The following is a 26,704-nucleotide window of genomic DNA, read 5'->3' as shown; positions in this document are numbered from 1 at the left end:
GGGCTGACGCGTGAACGAGGTGGCGAATTTGCCGGAGGCTGTAGCGGCGCTGGCACTGGATGGCGCGGGCACCGGACTGCCCCACAACATCGAGGCCGAACAGCAGCTTCTGGGCGCGATCCTGACCAATAACGACATCTTCGACCGGGTGGCGATGGTCATCCAGCCCGAGCACTTTTTCGACCCGGTGCACCGGCGGATCTACGAAGTCGCGGCCACGCGCATCCAGAAGAACGCCCTTGCCTCGCCCGTAACGCTCAAAGCGTTTTTGGAAGACGACCCCGGGCTCGCCGAATTGGGCGGTCCGGCCTATCTCGTGCGGCTGGCCGGGGCCGCGATCAGTGCCTTTGCGGCCAAGGATTATGCCCAGATGATCTACGATCTGGCGATCCGGCGCGAGCTGATCGAGCTGGGCCGCGAGATTGCCAGCAAGGCCGCCGAGGTCGATGTGGCCTCCGAGCCCAAGGAACAGATCGTCGAGGCCGAGCAGGCGCTCTATGCGCTTGGTGAACAGGGCAAGTCCGACAGCGGCTTCCAATCCTTCCTGCGCGCGGTGACCGCCGCCGTGGACGTGGCCAATGCCGCCTACCAGCGGGATGGCGGGCTGGCCGGGGTCTCGACCGGGCTGATCGACATGGACAAGAAGCTCGGCGGGCTGCACCGCTCGGACCTTCTGATCCTCGCGGGTCGCCCCTCCATGGGGAAAACCTCGCTCGCCACGAATATCGCCTTCAACATCGCCAAGGCCTATCAGCGCGGCCGCCGCGCCGATGGTACCGAGGGCACGATCAATGGCGGCGTGGTCGGGTTCTACAGCCTTGAAATGAGCGCCGAGCAGCTTGCGGCGCGGATCCTGTCCGAAGCGGCCGAGGTCCCCTCGGAACAGATCCGCCGGGGCGACATGAACGAGACCGAGTTCCGCCGTTTCGTCGAAGCCGCGAAATCGCTCGAGAGCTGCCCGCTCTATATCGACGACACGCCCGCCTTGCCGATCAGCCAGCTGGCCGCCCGGGCCCGGCGGCTCAAGCGGACCAGCGGGCTCGATGTGCTGATCATCGACTATCTGCAGCTTGTCCGCCCGGCCACGGCCAAGGACAGCCGCGTCAACGAAGTCTCTGAAATTACACAAGGTCTCAAGGCGATTGCCAAGGAACTCGACATTCCGGTCATCGCCCTGTCACAGCTCAGCCGTCAGGTGGAGAACCGCGAAGACAAGCGGCCCCAGCTGTCGGATCTGCGAGAATCAGGCTCCATCGAGCAGGACGCCGATGTCGTGATGTTCGTGTTCCGCGAAGAATACTACAAAGAGCGCGAGAAGCCGGGCGACGACAACCTAGAGGCCATGGCGCAGTGGCAAGAGCAGATGGAACGCTTGCACGGACGTGCTGAAGTGATCATCGGCAAGCAGCGCCATGGCCCGATTGGCACCGTGGATCTGAGCTTCGAAGGGCAGTTCACGCGCTTCGGCAATCTGGTGAAAACCTATCAGCAGGGCAGCGACGGCAGCTTCGGCTGAGCCTGCGGCCCCTGCGACCCTCGCACACGCCCGGAAATGCGGCACCCCGCCCGGGGGACATGCGCTTTGCCGTCAAAGCCTCGTGAGCGGCCATTTCCCCTCTCCCATTCCCGCCGGGCTTGGCTAGGCTGGGACCATGCGTTGGTTGATCCCTGTCTGTCTCGCCCTCTGGTCCACCCTCTCGCCCACCCTCCCCTCCGCCGAGGAGATCGAAGTGGATGTGGAGCTGTTGCTTGCGGTCGATGTCTCGCGCTCCATGTCGCCCGCCGAGCTTGAGATCCAGCGCCGGGGCTATGCCGAGGCTCTGCGCTCGGACGAGGTGATCGCCGCCCTGCAAAGCGGGCTCCTGGGGCAAGTGGCCCTGTCCTATGTGGAATGGGCGGGCGCCGGGGCGCAACGGATCGTGGTGGACTGGACCCTGGTCGAGGATCGCGCCGGCGCCGAGGCCTTCGCCGCCCAGCTCAGCGCCAATTACAACCCGGCCCTGCGGCGCACCTCGATCTCGAGCGCGCTGTCCTTCGGCTGGGAAAGCCTGCGGGATAATCAGTTTGTCGGGCTGCGCCGGGTGATCGATATTTCTGGCGATGGGCCGAACAATCACGGCGGTCTCGTGACCTATGCCCGCGACCGGGCGGTGGCGGACGGGATCGTGATCAACGGCCTGCCCTTGATGACCGAGGAGGTCCCCCGCTCGCCCTGGCACCTGGACAATCTCGACGTCTACTACCGGACCTGCGTGATTGGCGGTCCGGGCAGTTTCGTCATTCCGGTGACGGATTGGGCGCAATTCGCCGATGCGGTGCGCCGCAAACTGGTGCTGGAGCTGGTGGGGCTCACCCCCGGCCCCGATGCTGCGCCGCGCCCACGACCGGTGCAGTATATTCCCGGCCCGGATGACGCCACGGATTGCCAGATCGGCGAGAAGATCTGGCAGCGCAATCGCGGCTATTGGGGCGCGCCCTAGCCGACCTTGGTCCAGGCGGCGGTGACCGTGGGCCAGTGCAGGCAGTTCTGACCTTCGGCCATCACCGCGCGGATCTGGCCCGGCAGGGTTTCACGCTCCTGCTCGGTTAGAACTCCGAGTTGGACGCCCATGGGCGCGAAGCCCGACACCGCCATGGCCAGCATGGTATGCTCGGATCCGACCTCGAACCGCCCCTGCATATCCGTCCCCACGGGCATGGGCAGGCCCGCCGCCGTGAACCACTCGCCCAGCTGCACCCCGGCCCTGAGCGACCGCCCCGCGGCCTTGAGCGTGCCGTTGACGACCTCCATCCCGCGATCTAGCACCGGATGGGATGGGGCGCAAAGCATTGTTTCCATGACGTAATCCATCGCGATCAGCGTGCCCCCGGGTTTGAGCAGCGAGGCCAGCCGCCGCACCATGGCCACCGGGTCGTCCATATGGATGAGCAGGAACCGGCAATAGACCAGATCGAAGGGCGCGCCGGGCACCGGGTCGCCATCGAGCAGGTTGGCCGCGTGGAAGGTGAAGTCGCGCCCCTCCTCCTCGCGCAGCCGGGAGACGCCATAGGCGCCGACATCCGGGTCGATATCGACCCCGGTGACCTGTCCCTCGGGGCCGACCATCCGCCCCATCAGGCGCATCACCTCGCCGGGCCCGCAGCCCGCATCGAGTGTCGCCATGCCCGGCCCCAGCCCCGCAGCCTTCAGGACCCGCTCGGTCAGCGGCTCCCACACCTTGGCCTGGATCTTCAGGCGCTCATACTCTCCTTCCGTGCGGGCAATGACGTAACCGTCGGAGTTTTCAATCTGCGCCATGGGCATATCCTTGTGATCAATCTAAAACCGGTTCGCGAAATCCATCCGCGCAGCTTGGCACGTGGCGGCCCGATCCGCCTAAGCCTTTTGCCCATTGCGGGCGGGGTGCCGGATCGGCGTCGGTGGGCGGCGGGGCGCGTGCGCCCCGGATAGGTCTTGACGCGGCGCGCGGGGCTGTCAAAACCCGGGTATGGCCACCGCATCGCTTTCCATCGACCTTGACGCAATCGCCGCCAATTGGCGCGCCCTCGACCGGGCTTCGGACCGCGCGGTCGCGACCGGGGCCGTGGTCAAGGCGGATGGCTACGGGCTGGAGGCCGGGCGCGTGGCCCGCACCCTCGCCCGGGCCGGTGCGCGGCAGTTTTTTGTCGCCGTCGTCGAAGAAGGCGTCGCCGTGCGCGAGGCCCTGGGCCCGGGGCCCGCGATCAATGTCTTTTCCGGCCATATGGCGGGCGACACACAGGCGATTGCCGGCGCGCGCCTGACGCCGATGCTCAACTCCGCCGATCAGCTTGCCCGCCATCTGGAGGCCCTGCCGGGCCACCCGTTCGGGATCCAGCTTGATACCGGCATGAACCGGCTCGGCATGGAGGCGGATGAATGGGCCGCCGTGGCCGAGTTCGCGCTCAGCCAGTCGCCTCGCGTGGTGATGTCGCATCTGGCCTGCGCCGATGAACCCGGGCACCCGGCCAATGCGGCGCAACTGGCGGAGTTTCACCGGCTGACCGACGGGATCTCGGTGCCGCGCAGCCTGGCGGCGACCGGGGGCATCCTGCTCGGCGCGCCCTATCATTTCGACCTGACCCGGCCGGGCATCGGGCTCTATGGCGGCGCGCCCTTCGCGGCAGCACAGCCCGTGGTGCGCCTGTCGATCCCGGTGGTGCAGGTCCGCGCGGTCGCGGAGGGCGAAAGCGTGGGCTATGGCTGCTCTTGGGTGGCGCAGCAGGACGGCGCGATCGCCACGCTCTCGGCGGGCTATGCCGACGGGCTGATCCGCGCCATGAGCAACCGCGCCATGCTTTACGCGGGCGATGTGGCCTGCCCGCTGGCCGGGCGTGTCTCGATGGACCTGCTGACGGTGGATGTCGGCCATCTGGACCACGTCCCCGACAGTCTCGATCTGCTCTGCCCCGCGCAAGGCGTGGACCGGCTGGCCGATGCCGCAGGCACGATCGGCTACGAGATCCTGACCTCGCTTGGTGGCCGCTATGCCCGCCATTATGCCGGAGACGCGGGATGAGAGCCTTCCTCGGCGCGATTGGCGCGGCCTTTCTTGGCCTTCTGGCGAGCACCGGACGGTTTGCGATCTTCACCGGGTCGGCCTTCAGCCATATGGTGCGCCCACCCTTCTACATGAAGGAGTTCTGGCAGGCCGCTTTGAACATTGGGTTTTTCAGCCTGCCCGTTGTCGGCCTGACGGCCTTTTTCACTGGCGGCGCCCTGGCCCTGCAGATCTATGCCGGGGGCTCGCGCTTCTCGGCGGAGGCAGTCGTGCCGCAGATCGTGGCCATCGGCATGGTGCGCGAGCTGGGCCCGGTGCTGGGCGGTTTGATGATCGCAGCGCGGGTCACCTCCTCGATTGCCGCCGAGATCGCGACCATGAAAGTGACCGAGCAGATCGACGCGCTGGTCACGCTCTCGACCCATCCGATGAAATACCTCACGGCCCCGCGCGTGCTGGCCGCCATTCTGGTGGTGCCGCTGCTGGTTGCGGTGGGCGACACGATCGGCGTGATGGGGGGCTATGTGGTCTCGACCAGCCGCCTCGGCTTCAACCCGGCGAGCTATCTGCAGAACACGGTCGATTTCCTCGAGATGCGCGACATCGTCTCGTCCCTGGCCAAGGGCGCGGCCTTTGGGGGGATCGCGGCACTGATGGGCTGCTATTTCGGGATGAATTCCGGGCGCGGTGCGCAGGGGGTTGGCGCGGCGACGAAATCCTCGGTGGTGGCGGCCGCCGTGCTGATCCTCGCGGCGAACTATGTGCTGACAGAGGTGTTTTTCTCCGGATGACAGAAGCCCCTTCCACCCCGATGATCGAGCTGCGCGGCGTGACCAAGGCCTTCGGGTCCAAGGAGATCCTGCGCGGCGTCGATCTGGTGATCCCCAAGGGCGAGAGCATGGTGATCATCGGCGGCTCGGGGACCGGCAAATCCGTGACCCTGAAAAGCGTGCTGGGGCTGATCACGCCGGATGCGGGCCAGATCCTCGTGGATGGCGAGGATGTCACCAAGGTCGAGCGCGACGCGTTTCTCGCCCGGTTCGGGATGCTGTTTCAGGGGGCGGCACTGTTTGACAGCCTGCCGGTCTGGCAGAACGTCGCCTTCCGCCTGCTGCGCGGCTCGCTCAAGCGCCCGCGCGACGAGGCCCGGGAAATCGCCATCGAGAAACTGCGCCGCGTGGGGCTGACCCCAGATGTGGCCGACCAGCTCCCGGCGGAGCTGTCGGGGGGCATGCAGAAACGGGTGGGCCTGGCCCGCGCCATCGCCGCCGAGCCCGAGATCATCTTCTTTGACGAGCCCACCACCGGGCTCGACCCGATCATGTCCGGCGTGATCAACGACCTGATCCGCGAGATCGTGGTCGAAATGGGCGCCACGGCCATGACGATCACCCATGACATGACCTCGGTGCGGGCGATTGCCGATGACGTGGCCATGCTCCATGGCGGCAAGATCCGCTGGAGCGGCCCGGTCTCGCAGATGGATGACAGCGGTGATCCCTACCTGACCCAGTTCATCACCGGCTCGGCCGAGGGCCCGATCGAGGCGGTGTGCTGAGCGTTTGCGCGCCTGTCGGGCAGGGATTAGGGTCTGCGCATGCGTAAGCGCGCCATCAGACAGATCGCCGCGGGTCGACCGGCCCCTGCCCTGCCCGGGCCACGCGGATGCGCCGGGTCGTGAGCGCGCGGGCGCTCGCCTGGGCGAACCTGTCGCTGCTGGTGCTCTTTCCCATCGCATGGATGGCGCCGCTGATCCGGGCCGGGCTACTGCCGCTCTTTGGCCTGTCGGAAATCTCCGTCCTGTCGGGCATCGCGAGCCTCTGGGGCACAGCGCCGGCTCTGGCGGTGCTCGTGGCGTTGCTGGCCGTGGTGGCCCCCTATGCCAAGACCCTGACCCTCGCCGCGGTGCAGTTCGGCTATCTCGCGCGCAAACCGGCCTGGCTGATCTGGCTCGGGCGGCTGGCCATGGCGGATATCTTTCTGATCGCGCTCTATGTGGTGATCGTCAAAGGCATCGGGCTCGGGCGGGTCGAGGTTGCCTGGGGGCTGGCGCTGTTCACCGCTTGCGTGTTTGCCTCGCTGGTTCTGAGCTATCTCGCAACGCCGCGCGGCGGTTTGACGCCGGACGCGGGATCGGGCAAGACACAAGCCTGATCCGCAATATTTTGCGGCAGGTGGGCCCGCGCCCACTATCCCTGCCGCACGAGGAGACTGCCATGGCCAAACCCGCGATCCGATTTGTCTGCGCCGAATGCGGGGCGACCCATTCGAAATGGTCGGGGCGCTGTGATGGCTGCGGGGCGTGGAACACCATCTCGGAGGAAGCCCCCCTGAGCGCGGGCCCGGGCAAAAAGAGCCTTGGGGCGGCGCGCGGGCGCACGGTTCCGCTGGGGGATCTGGCGACCGAGGATGCCCCGCCCCCCCGTATGACCTCGGGGATGGAAGAGCTCGACCGGGTGCTGGGCGACGGGCTGGTCGAGGCCTCGGCGGTGCTGGTGGGCGGCGATCCGGGGATCGGGAAATCCACACTGCTTCTGCAAGCGGCGGCGAGCTTTGCCAAGGCCGGGGCCAAGGCGATCTATATCTCGGGCGAAGAGGCCACGAGCCAGGTGCGCATGCGTGCCCGCCGTCTGGACCTTGCGGATGCGCCGGTGCAGCTGGGGGCCGAGACCAACCTGCGCAACATCCTCACCACGCTGGAGGCCGAGGCCCCCGAGGTCGCAATCCTCGATTCGATCCAGACCCTGTGGTCCGACACCGTGGACAGCGCCCCGGGCTCGGTCTCGCAGGTGCGCGCCTGCTGTCACGAGCTGACGACCTTCGCCAAGCGCAGCGGGACCAGCGTGATCCTCGTGGGGCACGTGACCAAGGAGGGCCAGATCGCCGGCCCCCGCGTGGTCGAGCATATGGTCGACACGGTGCTCTATTTCGAGGGCGAGCGCGGGCACCAGTTCCGCATCCTGCGCGCGGTCAAGAACCGCTTCGGCGCTGCCGATGAGATCGGGGTGTTCGAGATGACGGGCGCGGGGCTGGCCGAGGTCGCCAACCCCTCGGCCCTGTTCCTGTCCGGGCGTGATGCACCCGCGCCCGGGGCGGTGGTCTTTGCCGGGATCGAGGGCACCCGGCCCGTGCTCTGCGAGGTGCAGGCGCTTGTGGCGCCCTCGGCCCTGGCCAATGCGCGGCGCACGGTGGTGGGCTGGGACAGCAGCCGGTTGTCGATGATCCTCGCTGTGCTCGAGGCGCGCTGCGGCATCCCCTTCATCGGGCTCGATGTCTATCTCAACATCGCCGGGGGCTTGCGGATCAGCGAACCGGCGGCGGATCTGGCCGTGGCGGCGGCGCTGCTCTCGGCCCGCGAAGATGTGGCATTACCGCCAGATATGGCAATCTTTGGCGAGATCAGCCTCTCTGGCGCCCTGCGACCGGTGGGTCAGACGGAAAACAGGTTGAAAGAAGCGGCGAAACTTGGTTTCACCAAGGCGCTTGCCCCGGCGGGCAGCAAAACAGGAACGACCGCGGGACTTTCGGTGCAACAGATGCCGGATCTGGCCACGGTGGTTGGAGACATGTTCGGGGCCGGTTGATCGCCCTTGAAAGAGTGAGCGCGGCTATGGACGGATTTACCCTGGTTGACGGCATCGTGGCGGGTGTCATCTTGGTCTCGGCCCTGCTGGCCTTTTCGCGCGGGCTCGTGCGCGAGGTCATGGCCATTGCCGGATGGATCGCCGCCGCGATCGTGGCCTTCCTCTTTGCCGGTCAGGCCGAGCCGCTCCTGAAGGAGCTGCCCTATGTCGGCCCCATCCTGCAGGACAGTTGCGAGCTGGCGATCATCGCGGCCTTCGCGGCGGTGTTCGCGATCACGCTGGTGGTGGTGTCGGTCTTCACCCCGCTCTTTTCCGGACTGATCCAGCGCTCGGCTTTGGGCGGGATTGATCAGGGCCTTGGCTTCTTCTTTGGCGCGGTGCGGGGAATCCTGCTCGTGGCTGTGGGGCTGCTGGCCTATGACCGCATCATGACCACCGAGACCATCCCGATGATCGAGGAAAGCCGCTCGGCCTCGGTGTTCGGCGCGTTCTCCGCCCGTCTCGAAGCGCAGATCCCCGAGGATGCCACCGGCTGGGTCGTGGGCCGCTACGAAGAGCTGGTCGGCAATTGCGGCGCACCGAGCTGATCACGTTTCGCGCCCGGCGGACCCTCTGACACAGCGCTAACGCTGCACTGACGCAACGTCATCCATCCTCTCCTCAGCACCGATTTGCAGGAGGCCGTGATGGACAGGTTCATTTTCAACACCGACGCGTTCGACCGGATCGAAGAGATCCCCGGCGAGAGCCAATTCAACCCCGATGTCCTCACCATGCCCCGCGTTCTCGGGGTCTGGGGCTCGGATGGTGCGAGCCTGCAGTCCCCCGCCCTGACGGGCATGCATATCGACCCGGTGATCCCCGGGACCGCCGAGCCCATGCTCGATATGTCCGTCGATAGTCTTTTCTAGTGAGTGGCTGAGTACCCGCCTTGCGGCCCTGCCCGCCCCTCTCGGGTCGGGTCGCAAGCCTTACATATCGGACCCTGGGGCCCCGGCCCCTCCCTCCCGCAAGGGTCCGATCCGAGGCGAGCGCCCCCCAGCGCTGCGTGGAGTTTCCCCAAGACCCGCGCCCCCGCCTCTTCCCTGCGCTGCAGGGCTGCCGCCCGCCCAGATCCTGGGCGGGCGTTGGCGTTCCGCACAGGACCGGTGCAAATCGACCGCCGAACGCTCGCCTCCGAGGCAATCCGGCCTATCTGGCGCGGCGAACCTCTCGGCAGGGGACCGTTGCGGCTGCGACATCCACACATGTGATAGTTTCGTGACAGATGCAGCTTCAGCGATTACACCTCGCCGCGACCCCAAATGGATTCGGAGCGCCCCTTGTCCCACTCTGACACGCAAGCCCCCGAGATGCCCCCTGCCCATCCGTTCGATGACGACAAGCTCCGCGAGGAGTGTGGCGTTTTCGGTGTGATCGGCGTCTCGGACGCAGCGAATTTCGTGGCCCTCGGCCTGCACGCGCTGCAGCACCGCGGACAGGAAGCGGGGGGCATCGTCTCCCACGCGCCCAAGGTGGGGTTCAACTCCGCGCGCCGCTTCGGCTATGTGCGCGACAACTTCACCAAGGCCTCCCTGATGGAGACCTTGCCCGGCCCCCTCGCCATCGGCCATGTGCGCTACTCCACGGCCGGCTCCAAGGGCAACACGGCGATCCGCGACGTGCAGCCCTTTTTCGGCGAGTTTTCCATGGGTGGGGCGGCGATTGCCCATAACGGCAACATCACCAATGCCGATGCCCTGCGCCGCGAGCTGATTGAGCGCGGCTCGATCTTCCAGAGCTCCTCGGACAGCGAGTGCATCATCCATCTGATGGCCCGGTCCCTGCAGAAATCCATCCCCGAACGGATGAAAGACGCGCTCCGCCGATGCGAGGGCGCGTTTTCCGTTGTGGCGATGACCCGCACCAAGCTGATCGGGGTGCGCGATCCGCTGGGCGTGCGTCCGCTCGTTCTGGGCCAGCTCGGCGATGGCTGGGCGCTGGCCTCAGAGACCTGTGCCCTGGACATCATCGGCGCCGATTTCGTGCGCGAGATCGCACCCGGCGAGATGGTCGTGGTCACCGAAGAGGACGGCGTTCAGAGCTATTTCCCCTTCGAGCGCCGCGCCAGCCGCTTCTGCATCTTCGAGCATGTGTATTTCTCGCGCCCTGACAGCATCATCGATGGCCGCTCGGTCTATGACACGCGCCGGATGATCGGGGTAGAGCTCGCCAAGGAAAGCCCGGTCGACGCCGATCTCGTCTGCCCCGTCCCCGATAGCGGCACCCCCGCGGCCATCGGGTTCAGTCAGGAAAGCGGCATTCCCTATGCGATGGGGATCATCCGCAACCAGTATATGGGCCGGACCTTCATCGAGCCGACCGAGCAGATCCGCAACATGGGCGTGCGCCTGAAGCTCAACGTCAATCGCGCGCTGATCAAGGGCAAGCGGGTGATCCTGGTGGACGACTCGGTGGTGCGCGGCACGACCTCGCGCAAGATCAAGGAGATGATCCTCGATGCCGGCGCGGCCGAGGTCCATTTCCGCATCGCCTCGCCGCCCACCTCCTGGCCGTGTTTCTACGGGGTGGACACGCCGGAGCGCGAGAAGCTGCTGGCCGCGACCATGTCCGAAGAGGAAATGCGCGACCATCTGGGCGTCAACAGCCTGAAATTCATCTCGCTCGACGGGCTCTACCGCGCCGCCGGTGTGGCCGAGGGCCGCGACCCCGGCGCGCCGCGCTATTGCGATGCCTGCTTCTCCGGCGAGTACCCGGTGGCCCCTTCCGACATGCTCGAGAAAGGGTTCCAGCTGCGCACCGCGGCGGAATGATCCGCTACCGCCCGCACCATTTCCTGTGCTCCCTCGGGTTCGAGGGTAAGGGCTATTCCGACGGGTTCACCGCGAATATGCATAGCATCGTGGTGGGCCAGCTCCGCGCGCCCGGCGGCGATGCGGTCGAGATCGAAGTGACCGCGATCACCGACGATATCTGCGCGCCCTGCCCCAAGCGACGCGGCAGGCTCTGCGTCGATCAGGGCAAGATTGCACGGCTGGACCGGGCCCATGGGGACGCGCTGGACCTTGCCGCCGGCGACCGCATCACCTGGGGCGCCGCCCAGGACCGGATGGCCGCGTTGGAGCCCGAGGATCTCGACCGGATCTGCGCGGGCTGCGCGTGGCTCGAGATGGGGATGTGCAAGACCGCCCTGGCGCGGCTGAAAGAGACCCGCCCGGCTCTGGACAGGCAGCAGACGCCCGCTACCCTTCGTGCAGGGTAAGACGGCGGATCCTCCGCGCGCCCGCCGAAGGATCGGGAGCGGCGCAGGATGGACGCGATATTCACTCAGTTTGTGACGCTTTGGGTGGTGATCGACCCGGTGGGGACGATCCCCGTTTTCATCGCCGTGACGGCCATGGTGGCCCCGGAATTGCGCAAGAAAGTGGCCCGGGATGCCAGCCTCTTTGCCATCGGTATCTTGCTGTTCTTTCTCGTGCTGGGCCAATTCCTGATCGAGGGGCTGGGGATCAACCTCAACGCCTTCAAGGTCGCGGGCGGGATTGTCCTGTTCCTCTTTGCGCTGACCATGATCTTCGGCGAGCCCAAGCAGAAGACCGACCAGAATTTCAGCGAAACCTGCGGCGGGACAGGCGATGTCTCTCCGGCGGTCTTCCCGCTTGCCGTACCCTCGCTCGCCTCGCCGGGGGCCATGCTGGCGGTGGTGCTGTTGACGGATAAGGGCGAGACCGAGATCGCATCCCAGGCCATCACGGCGGGCCTGATGGTGGTGGTGATCTTCTTTGCCTATCTCTGCATGCGGCTGGCGGATCCGATCATCCGCCTGATCGGCAATGAGGGCTCGGCGATTGTGAGCCGCGTCATGGGGATGATCCTCGCCTCGGTCGCGGCGGACACGGTTCTGCGCGGTCTGGTGAACATCTTTGTGCTCGGGCAGGTCAGCTGAGGCTGCGCGCTCAGGTCAGGCCTTGAGCGGCTTCGACATCCGGAAATTGCGCAAGGTGATGCCCTCTCGCACGACCTCTTGCGCCGCATCCACCTGCCATCCCTGTCGTTCGAAAAACGGGCGCGCGCTCAGGCTGGCTTCGGTGTGCAACGCGCTCAGGCCATGACGCCGCGCCTCCGCCTCAAGGGCCTGATAGAGCCGCCATGCCACGCCGCGGCCCGCCACCTGCGGGGCGACATAGGCGAGATCAATCCGGCCCCGGGGCTCTAGCGACATGAAGCCGACGACAGCGCCCTGCTGCAACGCGAGCTTGCAGGTCTGGCCGCTCAACCGCGCGGCCCAGATCTCGGGCGGGCGCGGCGCTGCCCCCGCCCAGGCGGTCTGCTGCTCCGGCGTGTAATGCGCGCCGGTCCCGAGATGCACCGCATCAAAGAAGACCTGCGCCACGGCGGCGGCATCCTCGGGGCGAAAATCGCGCAAGACAAGGTCGGACATGGGAGCACCCTCGCGCCTGAGAGACGCAAAACGCCGCCCCGGTCCGGGGCGGCGTTTCACCGAGTTCTTGAACGGATGTGGCCGATCAGGCCTTGCGCAGGACTTTCCACGCGCCGGAGACGATCAGCGCTGCGATCAGCGCCTTGACCGCATCACCCAACAGGAACGGCCCCATGAACCAGGCCCAGATCTTGTCCCAGCCGATACCGACCCAGCCGCCCTCGATGCCGAAGGAGGAGGCGACGGCCATGGGCCAGATCACGCCGGGGATATAGACGAGCGCGGAGGCGACGAGCGCCGCGACTGCGGTGCCGAGGAAGCCCTTGGCCAGCCCGCGCTCAGCGGCGAGGCCAGCGGCGAAGGCCACGAGGACGAAGCCGATCAGGAAGCCTGCGGTCGGGCCCGCGAAGGCAACGCCGTTCATGCCATTGGCAAAAACCGGCAGACCGGCGAGGCCCTGACCGAGATAGGCCAGCAGCGTGACCGCGCCCAGACGCGAGCCATAGGCGAAGCCCACCAGCAGGATGGCCAGCATCTGCAGCGTCATCGGGACCGGGATCATCGGGACGCTGATCTGGGCGGCCACAGCGATGAAGGCCGATCCGCCGAGGACCAGAAGGGCCTTGCGCAGAAGGGAGGTTTCGCCAAGCGCGGCTTGGGACAGGGTCAGGGAGCTCATCAGGTTCGTCCTCGTGTTGCAAAGATTGCTCCGGTTTTTTCGCTCGCGCGGCATAAAGTCAAGCGCGACGCAGATGCGCACCCCCTTGCGCTGCCCCCGGTCTCGGGCCTACACCCCGCGCCATGGCATATGATTTGCAAGACAAAATCGCGCTTGTGACGGGCGCATCGCGGGGGCTGGGACATGCGGTCGCCGAGGCTTTGGCGGCGCGCGGCGCCCATGTGATCGCACTGGCGCGGACCGTGGGCGGGCTCGAAGAGCTCGATGACCGGATCCAGGCGCAGGGCGGTCAGGCGACGCTGGCGCCGATTGATCTGACAAAGGATGACGCGGTTGCCGGGATCTGTCGGGCAATCTTTGATCGCTGGGGGCGGATCGATCTGTTGGTGCATACGGCGGTACATGCGCCCGCCCTGTCGCCCGTGGATCACGCGGACCCCAAGGATTATGCCAAGACCTTTGCGACGAATGTGGAAGGCACCCAGCGGGTGATCCGCATGGTCGCGCCGCTCTTGCATGCCGCCCCCGAAGGCCGGGCGGTGTTTTGCACGGACCCGCGCGCCGGCGAGAAGTTCTTCGGGCTCTACGGGGCCTCCAAGGCCGCCGAAGCAGCACTCGTGGCCAGCTGGGCGGCCGAAACCGCGCGGACGGGCCTGCGCGTGGCCAGTTTCACGCCCGAGCCGATGCCCACGGCCACGCGGGCCCGGTTCTTTCCCGGCGAGGATCGCGCGGCGCTGAGCACCCCGGCGGATCAGGCCAAGCGGCTTCTGGCGCTTCTGGACGCAGAATAAACCGATGCCGCCCAGAGGCGCCGGTCGCACGCGACCGGCGCGGACCCGCCCTGATCCGACCGTTTGTCCGCAAAGACCCCGGTCAGGCCACGCGCGTCCGCCGCATCCACATGTGGATGCGGCCTCGCCCCCTGGCCGCCTTCCTCTGCGCTTTACCCCGGCGCGCCTCGCCGCTAACAGGGTTGAAAGCAGGATACAGGGGCGGAAATGCGCATTCTCATCACCAATGACGACGGCATCAATGCGCCGGGACTGCAAGTGCTCGAAGAGATTGCGACCGAGATCGCCGGCCCCGGCGGCGAGGTCTGGACCGTCGCCCCAGCCTTCGAGCAATCCGGCGTCGGCCATTGCATCAGCTACACCCAGCCCACCATGATCGCCGAGCTGGGCCCGCGCCGCTTTGCCGCCGAGGGCAGCCCGGCCGATTGCGTGATGGCCGGGCTCTATGACGTCCTGACGGACAGCGCGCCGGATCTGATCCTCTCCGGCGTCAACCGGGGCAACAATTCCGGCGAGAACGCGCTCTATTCCGGCACCTTGGGCGGTGCGATGGAAGGCGCGCTGCAGGGCCACAAGGCCATCGCCCTGTCGCAGTATTACGGTCCGGCCATGGCGGGCGCCGAGGATCCGTTTTCCGCTGCGCGCCAGCACGGCGCCGCGGTGGTTCGCAAATTGCTGGAGGCCGACCAATGGACCGGCCCCGATTACCGGACCTTCTACAATGTGAACTTCCCGCCGGTTCTAGCAGGCGCGGTCAAGGGCACAAAGATCGCGGCTCAGGGCCTGCGCTCCCACGCCCGGTTCCAGATGGAGGCGCAGCTCTCCCCCGCCGGGCGGCGGTTTCTCTGGGTCAAGGGCAGCCCGCAGAACGTCCCCTCGCAACCCGACACGGATGTCACGGTCAATCTCGACGGATACATCTCGGTCACGCCCATGCGCGCGGATCTGACCGCTCACGACCTGCTCGCCCCGCTGGAGGCCGCCCTGGCATGAGCCCGACGCCGGAGCAGGTCATGCAGTTCCTCTACGCCCTGCGCTCGCGCGGGGTGCGGGATCGTGCTGTCCTGACAGCGATGGAAAAGGTCGACCGGGGCTTGTTCGTCGAAGGCGTCTTCTCGGACCGCGCCTATGAGGATGTGCCTTTGCCCATCGCCTGCGGCCAGACCATCAGCCAGCCCTCCATCGTGGGGCTGATGACCCAGGCCGCCGAGATCGGACCGCGGCACCACGTGCTCGAGGTCGGAACCGGCGCAGGCTATCAGGCCGCGATCCTCAGCCAGCTCGCGCGCCGCGTCTGGACGGTGGAGCGTCACCGCCCCCTGAGCCGGGCCGCAGAGAGGCGCTTCAAGACCCTGGATCTGACCAATGTGACCGTGATCAGCGGCGATGGCAGCTTCGGTCTGCCCGATCAGGCGCCCTTCGACCGGATCGTCGTGACCGCCGCCGCCGAAGATCCGCCCGGTCCGCTCTTGGCGCAACTGCGCGACGGGGGTATCATGGTGGTGCCCGTGGGGCAGTCGGATGCGGTCCAGAGCCTGATCAAGGTGACACGGACCGGCGATGGGTTCGAATATGAGGAACTGCGCAGCGTCCGCTTCGTGCCACTGGTCGAAGGCATCGCCAGCGAGGGCGGGACCTGAACGCGGTCCCGGGCGCAGCGCCGCCGGGAGATTGAGAGAGACAGGCCGAGGACCCCGGTCCGAGGATCGATTGCCGGAGGATGCGACCCGACAAGAGGCGCCCCGGCCCAGAGCAGAGGCGAATGTCATGACCCCATTTCCGAAATATGCGCCCCCCTTGGGGCGACCCCGCGGAGCGACGCTCCTCTTGTGCAGCGCGCTGGCTTTGGCTGGCTGCGCCGATACCAATCTCGATTTCGACATGCGGGATGCCTTTGGCGGCCCCTTCTCGACCAGCGAGGCGGCGCGCAATGCCAGCGCGGCCCGACCGGCGGCCGATGACCGGGGTGTGATCTCCTACACGGATTATCAGGTGGTGGTCTCGCGCAATGGCGACACGGCCGCCAGCATCGCGGCCCGGCTCGGCGTGGATGCCGGAGCCTTGGCCCGGTTCAATGGCTTGTCCCCGGACACGGTCCTGCGGGAGGGTGAGGTGCTGGCCCTGCCGACCCGCGTCGCCGAGGCCCCGGGCAGCGTGGATATTGCCGCCATCGCCACCGGCGCGATCGACCGCGCGGAGCTGCCCGACACCGCCAGCGATGCCGCCCCGGTCGCGCAAGCCACCCCGTCTGCGCCCCTGCCCGGCGCCACGCCTCAGCAGCACAAGGTGCAGCGCGGCGAGACCGCCTATTCCGTGGCGCGGCTCTATGATGTCTCGGTTCGCGCCCTCGCGGACTGGAACGGGCTCGGGCCGGATCTGGTCGTGCGCGAGGGTCAGGTCCTGCTGGTGCCGCTGGCCGCCGAGACCCAGGCTGCCGCCGTGGCCCCGGCCGCGGCGACCACCGCGCCCGGCGAGGGCAGCGTGGCGCCCCTGCCCCCGAGCTCCAGCACGGCCCTGCCGGAGCCGGAGCCCGTGGCCGCCGTGCCAGACGCCCCAGAGCTTGGACAGTTCCAGACCGGCGCCTCGGATACGGCGAGCTTTGCCTTCCCGGTGGCAGGGCGAATCATTCGCGATTACGACAAGGGCAAGAATGACGGGATCGGCATCGCCGCCAATCCCGGAACACCGGTTGTCGCCGCGGGAGATGGCGAGGTCGCGGCGATCACGCGGGACACGGATCAGGTGCCGATCCTGGTGCTGCGGCACCCGGGCAACCTGCTGACGGTCTATGCCAATGTGGGCGACATCGCTGTGGAAAAGGGCGACACGATCAGACGCGGGCAGCAAGTCGCGGCCGTCGCGCCCGGGGATCCGTCCTTCCTGCATTTTGAGATCCGCGAGGGGATCGAGAGCGTCGATCCGGTGCCCTATCTGAACTGACCACAGTCTTGAGGCCGTCCAGGAGCCAGCTTGCGACCAAGCGCCGTTCACATGTGAACGGCGCGGACCCGCATCGCCCTGACCCTCGCCCTCATGTCCTCGCGCGGGCCGCAGGGCGCGTCCGCGCGGTTCGCATGCGAACCGCGCCCTTATCCCGTGTCACCGCCGGCTTGGCCGATTGATCAACACCAATCCCACCAAGAGCATCCCCATGGAGACCCAGAGGCCTGCATCCAAGGGCTCGTCGAGCAAGAGCCAGCCGAATCCGAACCCACTCAACGGCATCAGGAACCCGAAGCTCGCCACCCCGTTGGCCGGATAGATCGACAGAAGCCAAAGCCAGAAGATATAGCCCATCGTCACGATCACCACGATCTGGAACGCGAGGCTCCACAGGTGGATCGGGGCCAGCTCGCGCACCAGTGGCCCGAAAAGGGGCGCTATGGCCAGCAGCACGACCGCCGACACCGCCACCTGCCAGAGCAGCTGGATCTCGGGCCGCACCCGCCGCAGGGCCGAGGCCTTGGCCATCAGCCCGATCCCCGCCCAGCAGATCGCCGCCCCCAGAGACAGCAGATCGCCCAGCAGGGTCCCGGCCCCGATGCCATCGCCGCGCAGGGCAAAGGCCAGCGCTACACCGCCAAAGGCCAGGGCCAGCCCGACCAGTTTCACCGAGCTCATCCGCTCCCCCGGCAGCACCCAATGCCCGATCAGCGCCAGCCAGACCGGCATCGAGTAGAAGATCACGCTCACCCGGGTGACATTCCCCAGATCCAGCGCGTTGAACAGGAACACGAATTCCAGCGCAAACAGCGCCCCGATCCCGAGCCCCGCCTTGACCGTGCCCGGCGCAATCTCGAGCTTGAGACCCCGCAACCGCATCCAGATCAGGATGCAGACCACCGCCCCGAGCGAGCGCAGCCCCGCGGCAAAGACCGGTTGCAGCCCCTCGCCCACGACCTTGATCGCCACCTGATTGATCCCCATCAAGAGCGCGAAGCCGATCAGGGCCACCGCGCCGAGGGCGTCTACACTGTCGCGGCTGGGCATGAGGCTCTCCGGGGTTGCTACCGCCCTCGGTACTCCCATGATAGGCTGCACGCAACCCGGACCAAGCTGCGAGAAACCCTATGGATTTTGTCGAGATCACCTCTCTTCTGATCGTGCTTGCGGCACTGTTCAGCACGTTGAACTACATGTTCCTGCGGCTGCCCCCCGCGATCGGGGTGCTCGTGGTGGCGCTGCTGGCCTCCATGGCGGTGCTGGGGGTGGATGCCCTGCTGCCACAGAGCGTGATGGCCGAGACCATGCGCGGCGCGGTCACGGCCTTCAACTTCTCGGATGCGCTGCTCGACGGAATGCTGGGGCTGCTGCTCTTTGCCGGGGCGCTTCATGTGAAGATCTCGGATCTGCGGGTCGAGGGGCGGATTGTTTTTCTCATGGCCACGCTGGGCGTGCTGATCTCGACCCTCGTGGCCGGGCTGGGCCTGTGGTGGCTGGTGGGCGCGCCGCTCCTGATCGCGCTGGTCTTCGGCGCGCTGATCTCGCCGACGGATCCGGTGGCGGTGCTGGGCATCCTGCACAGCACGAACCTGCCGCGCAGTCTCGAGACCAAGATCGCCGGCGAGAGCCTGTTCAATGATGGGGTGGGCTATGTGGTCTTCCTGCTGCTCGTGGGGCTGGCCTTCCCGGCCGAGGCCCATACCGAAAGCGGCATCCTCAACGCCCTTCTGCTCTTTGTGCGCGAGGCCGGGGGCGGTGCGCTGATTGGTGGTGTGCTGGGATGGCTGGTCTTCAAGCTCATGGCCCGGGTCGATGACACTTCGGTGGCGGTGTTGCTGACGTTGGCGCTGGCGCTGGGGGGCTACTCGCTGGCCGAAACCCTCGGTGTGTCCGCGCCCATCATGGCGGTGGTGGCCGGGCTGATGATCGGCGAGGCCATGACCGAGCACGTGATGTCCGAAGAGACCCGCCTTCATGTGGATACCTTCTGGCACATCATCGATCAGGTACTGAACGCGATCCTCTTCCTGATGATCGGGTTCGAAATCTTTGCCGTCACCTTCACCCAGGCCTCGATCGAGATCGCAATCATCGCCGTGGGGCTGTCGCTGGTGGCGCGGCTGGCGGCGGTCATCCTGCCGAGCCTGATGATGCGCAAGTCCGAACCGATCACCCCGGAGGTGATCCCGATCATGACATGGGGCGGGCTGAAGGGCGGGATCTCGGTCGCGCTGGTCCTGTCCCTGCCCGAGAGCGAGTGGTCCACGCTTCTGCTGACGGCGACCTATGTGGTCGTGGTCTTCTCGATCATCGTGCAGGGGCTGACCGTGGCACCGCTGGCCCGCTGGCTGAGCCGCCACCATCCCGCACATCCCGCGCCGGTGGCAGCGCAACAGCCCCCAATGCCCCCTCACGCAGAGGACAGCCCGGACGCCCCTACGCCCCCACGGGACTGAGCCCACGCTTGACAGAACGCGCGCCCCCACGCGACGCTCAGGTCAAAACGGGGGGAAGATGGAACTTGTCGTCATTACAGGGGCCTCCAGCGGCGTCGGCGCTGCCACGGCCCGGGCCGTGGCCGAGACCGGCGCGCAGGTTGTTCTTGTGGCGCGCAATGCCGAGGCCTTGCGCCGGATCGCCGGGCAGATCGGCAAGGCCGCCGTTGTCGAGCCCTGCGACGCCAGCAACTGGCAGGCCGTGGACCGCATGGCAGGCGATGTTTTCGACAATTACGGCACCCCCGATGTCGTGATCAATTGCGCGGGTGCGGGCCAGTGGAAGACCCTGCCCGACACCTCTGCCGAGGAGGCCGCCACGATGATGGGCGCGCCTTATTTCGCCGCGCTGCATACCACCAAGGCGTTTCTGCCCAGCATGCTGGAGAAGGGTCGCGGCACGTTTCTGCACGTCAACTCCCCGGCCTGCATCGCGCCCTGGCCCTCCAGCGTGGGCTACGCGGCGGCCCGCGCGGCCCTGCGCGGGTTCCATGCCGCGCTGTCCCAGGACCTGCATGGCGCGGGGCTGCACAGCTGCCATGTGATCTTTGGCAAGATCAGCTCGGAGTATTTCGACCACAATCCCGGCGTCGCCGAGCGGATGCCCGGCCTTGACCGGATTCTGCCGACGCTGACCCCCGAGGCCTGTGCTGCGCGGCTTGTCCGGCTCGCGCGCCAGCCGCGCTACGAGGCGGTCTATCCGGTGATGCTCCGCCTCCTTCTGAGCTCGGGCGCGCTGGCCCCGCCGCTCATGCGCTGGCTCGCGCGGATCTGAGCACAAAACCGCGCCCGGCTTGTATGCGGGGTGACCCGCCTTCTGGGCTGTGGCAGGCTCGCGCCGTATGATTTGGGAGGACAAGATGAGTTTCATGGGAACCCTGGCCAAGGTGGCCATCGGATATGCGGCGGCGCGGGGCGTCGACAAGCTGTCGGGCGGCGAAGGGATCGCCGGGCTTCTGGGCGGTGCCGAGGGCGAAGGTCTGCAATCCATGCTGGGCGATCTGGGCGGGGCCGAGGGCGGCGGGCTCGACGGGCTTCTGGGCAACATCACGGGCGATGGCGAGACGGGCGGCGGGCTTGGCGCGCTGCTGGGCAATCTCGGCGATGGCGCGGGCGGCGATGGGGATGGCAGCATGCTCGGCCTTGCTGGCATCGCGGGCGCGCTGGGTCTTGCCGGAGGCGCTGCGGCGGCGACCACAAGCCTTGGTGACATCCTGTCGGGCAATATCAATGACGGCGCGGAGCCGCTCGAAGAGGAGGAAAAGGCCAAGCTGCTGCTGCGGACGATGATCCAGGCGGCGAAATCCGATGGCGGGATCGACATGCAGGAAAAGCAGCGCATCCTGGACACGGTCGGCGAAGCCACGCCCGGCGAGATCAGCTTTGTCACCGCCGAGATGCAGGCCCCGCTCGACCCCGAAGGTCTGGCCGCGGATACGCCCGCCTCCCTGCGCGATCAGGTCTATTCGACCGCGCTGATGACCATCAAGCTCGACAATGAGGCCGAGGCGCAGTTTCTCGCCGAGCTCGGTCAGGCGCTGGGTCTGGCCCCGTCCCAGATCGATGATCTGCACCGGCAGATGGGGGCCCCGACGCTCTATTCCTGAGGCGGGCTTGTTGGTCCAAGTGACAGACCGCAGCGGGCGGATCCGGGGCGCGTCGCATATGCAGAGTGCGACGCCGGATCCGCACCCCACGGCGGAACCGAGATCATGCCGACAGAAGCGCTGTTTGGGGCCTGTAGCACCCCCACCTGGAATGATGAGCTCGACGTCTGGAAAACCGTCCCTCTGGGCGCGGACGGTGCCGCGCGGAAGATCGAGCTCAAATCCGTGATGATCCCGTCTTATTCCTCGGGCACCAGTGCCTCGGATGCCGCCGGCAAGGCGGCGCATTCCGACGCCGTGCCCCTGACAGACGCGACGCTCCGCGAGACACCGCCCGGACCGGCAAGCGACGCCGTCCTCGTCTGATCCCTGCGGCATTCCCTGCCTCGATCCGCGCCCCCTTGGCTCTGGATCTGTCCGTCCTGATTGCGTATCAGTCGGGACACGACTTCTGGGGGGACCATGCCCGACACGATCCTGAGCCGCTGCGAGGCCAAAGGCCTGCGCATCACCGGTCCGCGCCGGGTGATCGCCACTGTGCTCGACTCGAGTAAGGACCACCCGGATGTGGAAGAGCTCTATGCCCGGGCCACGGCGGTCGATCCCAGCATCTCGCTCGCCACGGTCTATCGCACGGTCAAGCTCTTCGAAGAGGCCGGTATCCTCGAGAAGGTCGATTTCGGCGATGGCCGCGCCCGCTATGAAGATGCGGAACGGGACCATCACGACCACCTGATCGACCTGAATTCCGGCCATGTGATCGAGTTCGTCTCCCCCGAGATCGAAGCCCTGCAGGAAAAAATCGCCGAAAAGCTGGGGTACCGCCTGAAGGGGCACAAGCTCGAGCTGTACGGCGTGCCGATCAAGAAGGGCTGATCCCCGCACAGATCCTGTGCGGCGCAGGCCGTTGTGTGCGCCGGCTGAGACCGGCATCCTCGGGTGAAATCAGAGGAGAGCACAGATGACCTTCCGTCCCGTGACATCCACCCAGATGGCCCAACCCACGATGGAGGGCGCAGGCGTGCATCTGCACCGGGTGTTTGGTTTTGGCGATCCGGGCGAGAGCGATCCGTTCCTGCTGCTCGATGATTTCCGGAATGACGATCCGCGCGCCTATGAAAAGGGTTTTCCCTGGCATCCCCATCGCGGGATCGAGACGATCACCTATGTGCTCGAAGGGGAAGTTGATCACGGCGACAGTCTCGGCAATCAGGGCACGCTCGGCGCGGGATCGGTGCAATGGATGACCGCCGGATCCGGGATCCTGCATCAGGAGATGCCGCGCGGCAATGCTGCCGGGCAGATGCACGGTTTCCAGCTCTGGGCGAACCTGCCCGCGGCGCAGAAAATGACCGCGCCGCGCTATCAGGACATCACGGGCCACGACATTCCCGAGGTGATCGAGGATGACGGCACAAAGGCACGGGTGATCACCGGCGCGTTCTGGGGCGTGCGGGGGCCGGTGGACGGCATCGCAGCCGAGCCGCAATATCTCGACATCTCGATGCCCCCCAACACGCGGCGCAGCCTGCCGGTGGACACCTATGCCAACACCTTCGCCTATGTTTTTGCCGGCTCCGCCAGTTTCCGCGATGCCTCGGCCCCGATTGGAGTGCGGGTCGAGAAAGAGCTCGCGGGCGAGGAGCTGAACATCCGGGACATGTCCGGCAACCGCACGCTGGTGCGGTTTGATACGGGCGACGAGATCTCGGTGACCTCCGGCCCCGAAGGCGCGCGGTTCCTGCTGGTCTCAGGTCGTCCGATCCAGGAGCCCGTGGCCTGGCATGGCCCCATCGTGATGAACACCCGGGCCGAGTTGCAGCAGGCGATGCAGGACTTGAATAACGGGACCTTTATCAAACCGGCGGTCTAGGCGGCACCCGACCCCCAAAAGAGATTTTGTGCCTCCGGCGGGGATATTTCCGGACTTAAGAAGGGCCAGCCGCCCTCCTTCGGTCGGAGCTTGGGCGCGTCCTGTCTGTCTTAAGTCTCCAAATATCCTCGCCGAAGGCAGTCGCGCGGTATGCCGCTAGCCGAGGCTTTGGAAGGCTGCGATGGCGCTTGCCAAGGCCGCATCATCCACATCGCGGTGGAGCACGAGGCGGATCTCGGGGCTGCCCGCGCTGATCCGGATGCCCTGCGCGGCGAGGCGTGGGCCGATCTCAGCGGCCACGGCGTCTGCCGGGGTGAAGAACACCATATTGGTTGCCTGGCGCACCTGCCCCAGCGGGCGCAATGCCTCGGCCAGGTCGACCGCGCGGGCATGGTCCTCGGCCATGCGCGGCACCACATGCTCCAGCCCCCAGAGCGCCGCTGCGGCCAGCACTCCGGATTGACGCATCCCTCCGCCCAGAAGCTTGCGCGCGCGCCGGGCCTTGGCCAGGACCGGCGCCGGTCCCACGAGGACCGTCCCTGCCGGTGCGCCCACACCCTTGGACAGACAGAGCGAGACCGTGTCCGCCAGCCCGGCCAGATCCGTATCCGTGCAGCCAAGGGCGGTGATGGCGTTGAAAAACCGCGCGCCGTCGAGATGGAGGGCGAGGCCAGCCTCGCGCCCGGCCTCCGCCGCCGCCTGCATCCGGGGCAGCGGGATCGCGCGCCCGCCCACGGTGTTCTCAAGGCTGAGCAGGCGCGAGACCGCGTAATGCTGGTCATCGGGCTTGAGTGCGGCACGAATGTCGCCGGGCTCCAGCGCGCCGTCTTCGGCCACGGGCAGCGGCTCGAGCGAGAGCCCGCCCAGCACGCTGGGCGAGCCCGCCTCATCCGCGTAGACGTGGTAGTCCCGCCCGGTGATCACCTCGTCGCCCCGGGCGCATTGGGCCATCAGGCAGGCGAGATTGCTCATGCAGCCCGTGGGAAAGAAGACCCCCGCATCCTTGCCCATGCGGTCGGCCAGCTGCGCCTCGAGGCGGGCGACGGTCGGATCATCGCCATAGCAGTCATCGCCCAGCTCGGCCCCGGCCATGGCCGCGCGCATCTCTGCACAGGGTTTCGTGACCGTGTCCGAGCGCAAATCGCACAGCACATCCTGTGCCGCGAAGGATCCCGAATAGAGCACCATGACGCGCCTCCCTGCCTGTTCTGGGGTGTTGCCCCCTTCTATCCCCGTCCGAACTGTCGCCGAAAGGCCATCTGCGACAGAAAATGCGCCGTCCGGGCCGGCTCACAAGGTATTTCAGCAGTTCAATCCCCGCCGCCCCCCTGCTAAGCACGGCCCCAAGTCCGACGCACCAAAGGAAACGACCCCATGTCCATGATCGTTGATGTCTATGCCCGCGAAATTCTCGACAGCCGGGGCAACCCGACGGTCGAGGTCGATGTCACCCTCGATGACGGCACGCTGGGGCGGGCGGCTGTGCCCTCCGGTGCCTCCACCGGCGCCTATGAGGCGGTCGAGCTGCGCGACAAGGATACGGCGCGCTATTTCGGCAAGGGCGTGCGCAACGCCGTGGCCTTCGTGAATGGCGAGATCGCCGAAGCGCTCGTAGGCACGGATGCCACGGATCAGGTGGGCATCGATGCCGCGATGATCGAGCTTGACGGGACGCCGAACAAAGGCCGTCTCGGCGCGAATGCGATCCTGGGTGTGTCCCTCGCGGTCTCCAAGGCGGCGGCCGAAGCCACGGGCCAGCCGCTCTATCGCTATGTGGGCGGGACCTCCGCGCGCGTGTTGCCGGTGCCGATGATGAACATCATCAATGGTGGCGAGCATGCGGACAACCCGATCGACATTCAGGAATTCATGATCATGCCCGTCTCCGCCGACAGCATCGCCGAGGCGGTGCGCATGGGCGCGGAGGTGTTCCACACCCTGAAAAAAGAGCTCTCTGCGGCCGGGCTCAGCACCGGGATCGGCGATGAGGGCGGGTTTGCCCCGAACCTCAGCTCCACTCGCGATGCGCTGGATTTCGTGCTGAAGGCGGTCGAGAAGGCCGGTTATGTGCCCGGCGAGGACATCTATCTCGCCCTCGATTGCGCCGCGACCGAGTATTTCGAGAATGGCCGCTACGAGATGAAGGGCGAGGGCAAGACCCTCACGCCGGAGGCCAATGTCGACTATCTCGAGGCGCTGGTGAATGACTACCCGATCCTGTCCATCGAGGATGGCTGCTCGGAAGACGACTGGGAGGGCTGGGCCCTGCTGACCGAACGTCTGGGCGACCGGGTGCAGCTGGTGGGCGATGATCTCTTTGTCACCAATCCCGAGCGTCTGGCCGAGGGGATCCAGAAGGGCTGCGGCAACGCACTTCTGGTGAAGGTGAACCAGATCGGCACCCTGACCGAGACTCTGGCCGCCGTGGATCTGGCCCATCGCAACCGCATGGCCTGTGTGATGTCGCACCGCTCGGGCGAGACCGAGGACGCGACCATTGCCGATCTCGCGGTGGCCACCAATTGCGGGCAGATCAAGACCGGCTCTCTGGCGCGTTCCGACCGGCTGGCGAAATACAACCAGCTGATCCGGATCGAGGACGAGCTGGGCGAGACGGCGATCTATGCGGGCAAGTCGATCCTGCGCTAAGCGACGCCCCATCCCCGGATGACAGTCACCCGCCGCAGGATCCTGCGGCGGGTTTTTTGATGCCGGCCTTGCGGTCAGGGGCCGGCACGGACCGCCCCGTGACGCAGGGGTGCGGTCGCGATAGACCTGACCCGGCACTCTTCCTAGACTGCCCCCATGGACAAGCCCGCCTCATATGCCGACCGCCCGCTTGCGGGGATGGGGCTGATGCTGCTCTTTTGCGCCCTCGCCCCTCTGGGCGATGGTCTGGCCAAGCTGCTGGGCGGGGTCGTGCCGCTGGTGATCCTGCTGCTGGTGCGCTTTGGGGCGCAGGCCGTTCTGCTGAGCCCGGTGTTGAGCCGCCCTGCCCCGCGGCTCAGCCCCCGGCAATGGCGGTTGATCGCCTTGCGCACGGGCCTGCACATGGCGGGCATCGGCTTGATGTTCACGGCGCTGCGCTTCCTGCCCCTGGCCGACGCGGTGGCGATCGCCTTCGTGATGCCCTTCATCATGCTGCTCTTGGGGCATTTCGTGCTGGGCGAGGCCGTGGGCCCCCATCGCATGGTCGCCTGCGCCTTTGGGTTTCTGGGCACCTTGCTTGTGATGCAGCCGAGCTTTGCCGAGGTGGGGTGGCCCGCCCTGCTGCCCGTGGGGGTGGCCGTGTGCTTCGCGCTCTTCATGCTGGTGACGCGGCAGCTGGCGCAGGAGGTCTCGCCGCTGCGGTTGCAGGCCCTGTCGGGGATCATGGCGAGCATCGTATTGGGGGCGGCGCTGCTGTTCTGGGGGGATGCGCTTGGGCTGCGGACCTTCTGGCCGGACCGGGAGAGCCTGCTCCTGATGGGGGTGCTCGGCGTGGTCGGAACTCTGGCGCATCTGGCCATGACATGGGCCTTGCGGCTGGCGCCCTCGGCGACGTTGGCACCGATGCAATATCTCGAGATCCCCATTGCCACCCTGCTCGGCTGGATGATGTTCCGGGACCTGCCCAATGGGATTGCCGTTTTGGGGATCGCCGTGACCGTGGCCACCGGGCTCTATGTCATCTGGCGGGAGCGCCGCACGGCGCAGGCCCCGACCCCGGTGCCGCCGCCGCTCTGATGCGCCCCCGCGCAGGTCCCGCGGCGCGAGGGTGTGCCCCACGAG

Annotated in this window: 29 protein-coding genes; 24 read left to right on the top strand and 5 right to left on the bottom strand. The window is 66.9% G+C overall.

Annotated features, from left to right (window positions below):
• Nucleotides 1-19 precede the first annotated feature (19 nt).
• A complete protein-coding gene (locus ACP15I_RS03195; RefSeq protein ID WP_424966882.1) occupies nucleotides 20-1,516 on the top strand; it encodes a replicative DNA helicase in 1,497 nt (498 codons plus the stop codon).
• A gap of 136 nt (nucleotides 1,517-1,652) precedes the next feature.
• Entirely contained in the window at nucleotides 1,653-2,480 is an 828-nt protein-coding gene (locus ACP15I_RS03190) for a DUF1194 domain-containing protein (RefSeq protein ID WP_424973858.1), read from the top strand.
• Here the strand turns inward: ACP15I_RS03190 and ACP15I_RS03185 are convergent.
• A complete protein-coding gene (locus ACP15I_RS03185; RefSeq protein ID WP_424966885.1) occupies nucleotides 2,477-3,298 on the bottom strand; it encodes a class I SAM-dependent methyltransferase in 822 nt (273 codons plus the stop codon). The genes ACP15I_RS03190 and ACP15I_RS03185 overlap by 4 nt on opposite strands.
• Before the next feature lie 190 nt (nucleotides 3,299-3,488).
• Here ACP15I_RS03185 and alr point away from each other — a divergent pair, with 190 nt between their 5' ends.
• The 10 genes from alr (at nucleotide 3,489) to ACP15I_RS03135 (ending at nucleotide 12,050) form a co-directional block, all read left to right on the top strand.
• Nucleotides 3,489-4,538, top strand: coding sequence for an alanine racemase (alr, locus tag ACP15I_RS03180; RefSeq protein WP_424973857.1), 1,050 nt, complete (start codon nucleotides 3,489-3,491; stop codon nucleotides 4,536-4,538).
• Nucleotides 4,535-5,311, top strand: coding sequence for an MlaE family ABC transporter permease (locus ACP15I_RS03175; protein ID WP_424973856.1), 777 nt, complete (start codon nucleotides 4,535-4,537; stop codon nucleotides 5,309-5,311). The genes alr and ACP15I_RS03175 overlap by 4 nt, the downstream gene beginning before the upstream one ends.
• Nucleotides 5,312-5,331: 20 nt before the next feature.
• Nucleotides 5,332-6,078 (top strand): ABC transporter ATP-binding protein, encoded by a 747-nt coding sequence (locus tag ACP15I_RS03170; protein ID WP_424974113.1) that lies wholly within the window; start codon nucleotides 5,332-5,334, stop codon nucleotides 6,076-6,078.
• A 107-nt stretch (nucleotides 6,079-6,185) separates the two neighbouring features.
• Nucleotides 6,186-6,674 carry a paraquat-inducible protein A gene (locus tag ACP15I_RS03165; RefSeq protein WP_424973855.1) on the top strand — a complete coding sequence of 163 codons (489 nt, stop codon included), beginning with the start codon at nucleotides 6,186-6,188 and terminating at the stop codon, nucleotides 6,672-6,674.
• Between the two features lie 62 nt (nucleotides 6,675-6,736).
• Nucleotides 6,737-8,104 carry a DNA repair protein RadA gene (radA, locus tag ACP15I_RS03160; RefSeq protein ID WP_424973854.1) on the top strand — a complete coding sequence of 456 codons (1,368 nt, stop codon included), beginning with the start codon at nucleotides 6,737-6,739 and terminating at the stop codon, nucleotides 8,102-8,104.
• Nucleotides 8,105-8,130: 26 nt separating this feature from the next.
• Nucleotides 8,131-8,691, top strand: a complete 561-nt coding sequence (locus ACP15I_RS03155) for a CvpA family protein (RefSeq protein WP_424966890.1) — start codon at nucleotides 8,131-8,133, stop codon at nucleotides 8,689-8,691.
• Between the two features lie 99 nt (nucleotides 8,692-8,790).
• The gene (locus tag ACP15I_RS03150) at nucleotides 8,791-9,015 is read left to right on the top strand and encodes a hypothetical protein (RefSeq protein WP_424973853.1); all 225 of its coding nucleotides are present in this window, start codon (nucleotides 8,791-8,793) and stop codon (nucleotides 9,013-9,015) included.
• Nucleotides 9,016-9,456: 441 nt separating this feature from the next.
• Nucleotides 9,457-10,917, top strand: a complete 1,461-nt coding sequence (gene purF / locus ACP15I_RS03145) for an amidophosphoribosyltransferase (protein WP_424974112.1) — start codon at nucleotides 9,457-9,459, stop codon at nucleotides 10,915-10,917.
• On the top strand, nucleotides 10,914-11,366 hold the full coding sequence (locus tag ACP15I_RS03140) for a DUF1284 domain-containing protein (RefSeq protein ID WP_424973852.1): 453 nt from the start codon (nucleotides 10,914-10,916) through the stop codon (nucleotides 11,364-11,366). Before purF ends, ACP15I_RS03140 begins: the two co-directional genes overlap by 4 nt.
• Nucleotides 11,367-11,414: 48 nt before the next feature.
• Entirely contained in the window at nucleotides 11,415-12,050 is a 636-nt protein-coding gene (locus tag ACP15I_RS03135) for a MarC family protein (RefSeq protein ID WP_424966895.1), read from the top strand.
• Nucleotides 12,051-12,065: 15 nt separating this feature from the next.
• On the opposite strand, the gene ACP15I_RS03130 is transcribed toward ACP15I_RS03135, so the two are convergent.
• Together ACP15I_RS03130 and ACP15I_RS03125 are read right to left on the bottom strand one after the other, a co-directional pair.
• Nucleotides 12,066-12,545, bottom strand: coding sequence for a GNAT family N-acetyltransferase (locus tag ACP15I_RS03130; protein ID WP_424973851.1), 480 nt, complete (start codon nucleotides 12,543-12,545; stop codon nucleotides 12,066-12,068).
• A gap of 85 nt (nucleotides 12,546-12,630) precedes the next feature.
• On the bottom strand, nucleotides 12,631-13,224 hold the full coding sequence (locus ACP15I_RS03125) for a biotin transporter BioY (protein ID WP_424973850.1): 594 nt from the start codon (nucleotides 13,222-13,224) through the stop codon (nucleotides 12,631-12,633).
• Nucleotides 13,225-13,346: 122 nt separating this feature from the next.
• Here ACP15I_RS03125 and ACP15I_RS03120 point away from each other — a divergent pair, with 122 nt between their 5' ends.
• The 4 genes from ACP15I_RS03120 (at nucleotide 13,347) to ACP15I_RS03105 (ending at nucleotide 16,955) form a co-directional block, all read left to right on the top strand.
• Nucleotides 13,347-14,015, top strand: a complete 669-nt coding sequence (locus tag ACP15I_RS03120; protein WP_424973849.1) for an SDR family NAD(P)-dependent oxidoreductase — start codon at nucleotides 13,347-13,349, stop codon at nucleotides 14,013-14,015.
• A gap of 207 nt (nucleotides 14,016-14,222) precedes the next feature.
• Entirely contained in the window at nucleotides 14,223-15,008 is a 786-nt protein-coding gene (gene surE, locus ACP15I_RS03115; protein WP_424973848.1) for a 5'/3'-nucleotidase SurE, read from the top strand.
• Nucleotides 15,005-15,655, top strand: a complete 651-nt coding sequence (locus ACP15I_RS03110; RefSeq protein ID WP_424966900.1) for a protein-L-isoaspartate(D-aspartate) O-methyltransferase — start codon at nucleotides 15,005-15,007, stop codon at nucleotides 15,653-15,655. The genes surE and ACP15I_RS03110 overlap by 4 nt, the downstream gene beginning before the upstream one ends.
• Nucleotides 15,656-15,782: 127 nt before the next feature.
• The gene (locus tag ACP15I_RS03105) at nucleotides 15,783-16,955 is read left to right on the top strand and encodes a LysM peptidoglycan-binding domain-containing protein (protein WP_424973847.1); all 1,173 of its coding nucleotides are present in this window, start codon (nucleotides 15,783-15,785) and stop codon (nucleotides 16,953-16,955) included.
• Nucleotides 16,956-17,114: 159 nt separating this feature from the next.
• Here the strand turns inward: ACP15I_RS03105 and ACP15I_RS03100 are convergent, their stop codons facing one another.
• On the bottom strand, nucleotides 17,115-18,005 hold the full coding sequence (locus tag ACP15I_RS03100; protein ID WP_424973846.1) for a DMT family transporter: 891 nt from the start codon (nucleotides 18,003-18,005) through the stop codon (nucleotides 17,115-17,117).
• A gap of 80 nt (nucleotides 18,006-18,085) precedes the next feature.
• On the opposite strand from ACP15I_RS03100, the gene ACP15I_RS03095 reads away from it, so the two are divergent.
• From ACP15I_RS03095 to ACP15I_RS03070, 6 genes are all read left to right on the top strand, one after another.
• Nucleotides 18,086-19,414, top strand: coding sequence for a cation:proton antiporter (locus tag ACP15I_RS03095; RefSeq protein ID WP_424973845.1), 1,329 nt, complete (start codon nucleotides 18,086-18,088; stop codon nucleotides 19,412-19,414).
• Between the two features lie 58 nt (nucleotides 19,415-19,472).
• Nucleotides 19,473-20,228: an SDR family NAD(P)-dependent oxidoreductase gene (locus ACP15I_RS03090; RefSeq protein ID WP_424973844.1), complete on the top strand. Its 756-nt coding sequence runs from the start codon at nucleotides 19,473-19,475 to the stop codon at nucleotides 20,226-20,228.
• An 85-nt stretch (nucleotides 20,229-20,313) separates the two neighbouring features.
• Complete coding sequence (locus tag ACP15I_RS03085) at nucleotides 20,314-21,060, top strand: DUF533 domain-containing protein (protein ID WP_424966905.1); 747 nt, start codon at nucleotides 20,314-20,316, stop codon at nucleotides 21,058-21,060.
• A 105-nt stretch (nucleotides 21,061-21,165) separates the two neighbouring features.
• Nucleotides 21,166-21,426, top strand: a complete 261-nt coding sequence (locus ACP15I_RS03080; RefSeq protein WP_424973843.1) for a hypothetical protein — start codon at nucleotides 21,166-21,168, stop codon at nucleotides 21,424-21,426.
• A 96-nt stretch (nucleotides 21,427-21,522) separates the two neighbouring features.
• Nucleotides 21,523-21,936: a Fur family transcriptional regulator gene (locus ACP15I_RS03075; RefSeq protein ID WP_424966906.1), complete on the top strand. Its 414-nt coding sequence runs from the start codon at nucleotides 21,523-21,525 to the stop codon at nucleotides 21,934-21,936.
• An 85-nt stretch (nucleotides 21,937-22,021) separates the two neighbouring features.
• Nucleotides 22,022-22,933: a pirin family protein gene (locus ACP15I_RS03070; protein WP_424973842.1), complete on the top strand. Its 912-nt coding sequence runs from the start codon at nucleotides 22,022-22,024 to the stop codon at nucleotides 22,931-22,933.
• 156 nt (nucleotides 22,934-23,089) lie between these two features.
• Here ACP15I_RS03070 and ltaE read toward each other — a convergent pair whose 3' ends face one another.
• Nucleotides 23,090-24,121 carry a low-specificity L-threonine aldolase gene (gene ltaE / locus ACP15I_RS03065; protein ID WP_424973841.1) on the bottom strand — a complete coding sequence of 344 codons (1,032 nt, stop codon included), beginning with the start codon at nucleotides 24,119-24,121 and terminating at the stop codon, nucleotides 23,090-23,092.
• Nucleotides 24,122-24,307: 186 nt separating this feature from the next.
• On the opposite strand from ltaE, the gene eno reads away from it, so the two are divergent.
• Nucleotides 24,308-25,582: a phosphopyruvate hydratase gene (eno, locus tag ACP15I_RS03060; protein WP_424966909.1), complete on the top strand. Its 1,275-nt coding sequence runs from the start codon at nucleotides 24,308-24,310 to the stop codon at nucleotides 25,580-25,582.
• A gap of 156 nt (nucleotides 25,583-25,738) precedes the next feature.
• Nucleotides 25,739-26,659, top strand: a complete 921-nt coding sequence (locus ACP15I_RS03055) for a DMT family transporter (protein ID WP_424973840.1) — start codon at nucleotides 25,739-25,741, stop codon at nucleotides 26,657-26,659.
• The last annotated feature ends 45 nt before the right edge of the window (nucleotides 26,660-26,704 follow it).

The sequence above is a fragment of the Dinoroseobacter sp. S124A genome (assembly GCF_049801015.1).
Taxonomy (GTDB): Bacteria; Pseudomonadota; Alphaproteobacteria; order Rhodobacterales; family Rhodobacteraceae; genus Dinoroseobacter.
This window is presented reverse-complemented; position numbering and strand designations above follow the sequence as displayed.